The 3,995-nt window shown below is 70.9% G+C and carries 2 protein-coding genes; one reads left to right on the forward strand and one right to left on the reverse strand.

Going from position 1 to position 3,995, the window contains the following annotated elements:
• Positions 1-676: 676 nt before the first annotated feature.
• Positions 677-2,407 (reverse strand): glucose-6-phosphate isomerase, encoded by a 1,731-nt coding sequence (pgi, locus tag NBX02_RS22450; RefSeq protein ID WP_250293023.1) that lies wholly within the window; start codon positions 2,405-2,407, stop codon positions 677-679.
• A 399-nt stretch (positions 2,408-2,806) separates the two neighbouring features.
• Here pgi and NBX02_RS22455 point away from each other — a divergent pair.
• Positions 2,807-3,995: serine/threonine-protein kinase (locus NBX02_RS22455; protein WP_445548587.1), on the forward strand; the 1,189-nt coding region annotated here is incomplete at its 3' end.

The following is a 3,995-nucleotide window of genomic DNA, read 5'->3' on the forward strand; positions in this document are numbered from 1 at the left end:
CACTCGTCTAGTCGTCGGCAGCGTCAGATGTGTATAAGAGACAGGAGCTGGTGGCGGTGGCCCGGGCCGCCGCACCGGTGGCTGACCGTCGCGGCCCGGGCTCGACCTGCAGCCGGCCGGTCAGGCCGGTGGAACGCAGCAGCGCCATGAACGCCGGGGACGCCCCCCGGATCCGCACGGTCGAGTGGACCCCGCGCAACAGCAGGTCGGCCCGTAGGAGCGCGGCCATCCCGGCGATGTCGATGGCGGTCAGGCCGCCGACGTCCACCACCACGTCGGTGCCGCCACGGCCGAGCAGCTCATGGATCTGCTGACGGAATCGCAACCGGCCGCGGGTGTCGAGCTCGCCGTCGAGTACGATGATCACTTCGCACTCGGACCGCGTCACCGACATGCGCAGCCGACCGGCCTGCACCTGCATGCTTTTGCCCCCCGGTGATACCGCCGGCTTCCCACCACTGTCACCCGTTGCCACACCTCCGGACGAGACCGGATGAGAATCGTCAACAGCCGTGGTCTTTCCCCGAGCCACGAGATACACACACTCGACACAGCGATACTACCGAGCGTGACCAAAGATTCCGACTCTCCCGGGGCGCGGGCCCGGTGGGAGCCGCCGGGCGGCCCACGGGCCGGCTCCTGACGGTCACCGGGCCGGCGCGGGCCGCCACCCGGGTCACCTCGATGCGCGCCGGGCCTCGCGGAAGCGGCGGATGAGGTTGTTGGTGGAGCTGTCGTGGTCCAGCCGCCCGGCCCCGGCGGCCCCGGCGGCCCCGGCAATGTCGTCACTGTCCGTGGTATCCGCTGACAGTTCCGGAATGATGCGCTGTGCCAGCAGCTTGCCGAGCTCCACGCCCCACTGGTCGAAACTGTTGATGTCCCAGAGCGCCCCCTGGGTGAAGACCTTGTGCTCGTAGAGGGCGATGAGCTGACCGAGGGTGAACGGCGTCAGCCGGTCCGCGAGAATCGTGCTGGTCGGCCGGTTCCCCGGGAACGTCCGGTGCGGGACGAGGGCGGGGTCGGCCCCTTCGGCGGCGACCTGCTCGGCGCTGCGGCCGAAGGCGAGCGCCTCGGTCTGGGCGAAGAAGTTCGCCATCAGCAGGACGTGGTGGTCCGTCCCGGTGTCCGGGCTCGCCGGCACGTCGTGGTCCGGGTGGACGAAGCCGATGAAGTCGGCCGGGACCAGCGCGGTGCCCTGGTGGAGGAGCTGGAAGTAGGCGTGCTGGCCGTTGGTCCCGGGCGTGCCCCACACCACCGGGCCGGTGGGCGTGGACACCGGCCGGCCGGAGCGGTCCACGGACTTGCCGTTGCTCTCCATGTCGAGCTGCTGCAGGTACGCCGGGAACCGTCCCAGATAGTGGCTGTAGGGCAGGACGGCGTGGGTCTGCGCGCCGAAGAAGTCCCGGTACCACAGGCCGAGCAGCCCCAGCAGCACCGGCAGGTTCCGCTCGAACGGAGCCGTCCGGAAGTGGACGTCCATCGCGTGGAACCCGGCGAGCAGGTCACGGAAGTGCTCCGGCCCGATCGCCAGCATCAGGGAGAGGCCGATCGCGGAGTCCACCGAGTAGCGCCCACCGACCCAGTCCCAGAACTCGAACATGTTGTCGCTGTCGATACCGAACGCGGTCACCTCCGCCGTGTTCGTCGACACCGCCACGAAGTGGGACGGGACGGCGTCCGGCCCGAGCGCGTCGGTCACCCAGGCGCGGGCGGTGCGGGCGTTCGCGAGCGTCTCCAGGGTGGTGAACGTCTTGGACGAGACGACGAACAGCGTCTCGGCCGGGTCGAGGTCGTGCGTCGCCTCCCAGATGTCGGTGCCGTCGACGTTGGAGACGAAACGGAACCGGATCGAGCGGTCGGAGTAGTCCAGCAGCGCGTCGTACGCCATGGCCGGGCCGAGGTCCGACCCGCCGATCCCGATGTTCACGACCGTCCGGATGTGCTTTCCGGTGGCGCCCCGCCAGACCCCGGAACGGACCTTGTCGGCGAACGCGGACATCCGCTGGAGCACGGCGTGCACCGCGGGCACCACGTTCACGCCGTCCACCTCGATGACGGCGTCCGCGGGGGCGCGCAGCGCGACGTGCAGCACCGCCCGGCCCTCGGTCGTGTTGATCCGCTGGCCGGTGAACATGGCCTCGATCTGGTCCCGCAGCCGGGCCCGCTCGGCCAGGGCGACCAGCAGCTCCACCGTCCGGGCGGTGATCCTGTTCTTGGAGAAGTCGAGGTGGAGGCCGTCGGCCGCCGCGGTGAACGTCTCGCCCCGGCGCGGGTCGTCGTCGAACAGGCCGCGCAGGTGGACACCGGCGAGCTCCGCGTGGTGCTTCTCAAGCGCCGCCCATTCCGGCGTGCCGGTTATCAGGGAATCGTGCTGGACGGCACCGTGGGACGGCTCGATGGACGACATGATCTTCGGGAACCTCCCGGCTGGACGGCTGCGGGCGCGGCTGCGACATGCCCACGATGCTGCATGCCCCCGTGCCGGGTCCACGTCACCGCATGCCCAGCAGGTCACCGCGCGCGTCACCCGGCGGGCCGCCGCGGCGGCACGGTACCGCCGGGAGCCGGCGCAGGCCGTCCACCAGTAGATGTGACACCGCGGATACGGATAGATCATGAACGTGACCGGCTGTCGCTGGCTATGATTCGTGTCACCCATCTGTCAGCGCCGGTTGTGACCCGCGACGGGATCGGCGGACGGTGACGGTCGTACACTCACGACTGTTTTGCGGCTCCGGTTGTTCTGCGGCTCCGGCGCGGATGCGGGAACAGCTGTCCATACGGTGGCGGACGGAACTGACCTTTGTTGATTGATCGCTCCCTGGTGGAGGCCGCTCTCCCCGGATACCAGGTCGAGGGTGAACTCGGCCGCGGTGGCTACGGGCTGGTCCTCGGCGGCCGCCATCGGCTGATCGGCCGCAACGTCGCGATCAAGGTGCTGCTCGACACGGCCAACGACGCGGACCTGCGGACCCGCTTCCTCGCCGAGGCGCGCGTCCTGGCCGAACTCGACCATCCGCACATCGTGCGCATCCACGACTACATCGAGCATCAGGGCACCTGCCTGCTCGTCATGGAACTGCTCCCCGGCGGCACCCTGCGCCAGCGGCTGGCGACCGGCCCGATCCCGCCGGAGGCCACCTGCGCGCTGGGCCTGGCGGCCGCGGCGGCGCTGCAGGCCGCGCACGCCCACAACGTCCTGCACCGGGACATCAAGCCCGACAACATGATGTTCGCCTCCGACGGGCTGCTGAAGGTCACCGACTTCGGCGTCGCGAAGATTTTCGAGGGCACCGAGACGACCGCCAGCGGGATTCTCGGGACACCGCGCTACATGGCCCCCGAGCAGATCACCGGGGGACGGCTGCACGCCTCCACCGATCTCTACGCGCTCGGCGGAGTGCTCTACGAGTTACTCGCCCAACGTCCTCTTTTCGGCCGTTCCCTGTCCGTGGGCGCGCTCGTCAACCACCATCTCAACGTCACCCCGCTCCCGCTCGAGAACATGCCCGCCGCCCTCAACGCGGTCATCATGCGCACGCTGGCCAAGGAGCCCGCCGCCCGCTTCACCAGCGCCACCGCATTCGCCCTCGAGCTCGCCCGGGCCGCCGCGGGCGCGTTCGGCCCGAACTGGCTCGCCCGCTGCGGGATCAAGGTGCTGCTGGACGACGAGGTGCGGCACGCGGCGCTGGGCCAGGCGTCCGGGTCGGAGCCGACCGTCCGGGGCGTGGAAACGCCGTCCGGGCAGCCCGGGACGCCGGGATCCGGTCCCCAGCCGCCGCGGCCGTGGCCCGCGAGCCCACAGCCACAGCCACAGCCACAGCCACAGCCGGGATGGTCCGGGCAACAGCCGCAGCAGCCGCAGCCGCGGGCGTACCAGCCTCCGTACGGCGGCCGGGCCGCCGCCGGGCCCCAGGCCCCCTACTGGGCGCCACCGGCGGGATACCCGGCACCGGCCCCGCCGGCCGGTGGGCCGCCGCCGGGCACCCCCGACG

The organism is Protofrankia sp. CiP1_Cm_nod1 (genome assembly GCF_920888515.1).
Lineage (GTDB): Bacteria > Actinomycetota > Actinomycetes > Frankiales > Frankiaceae > Protofrankia.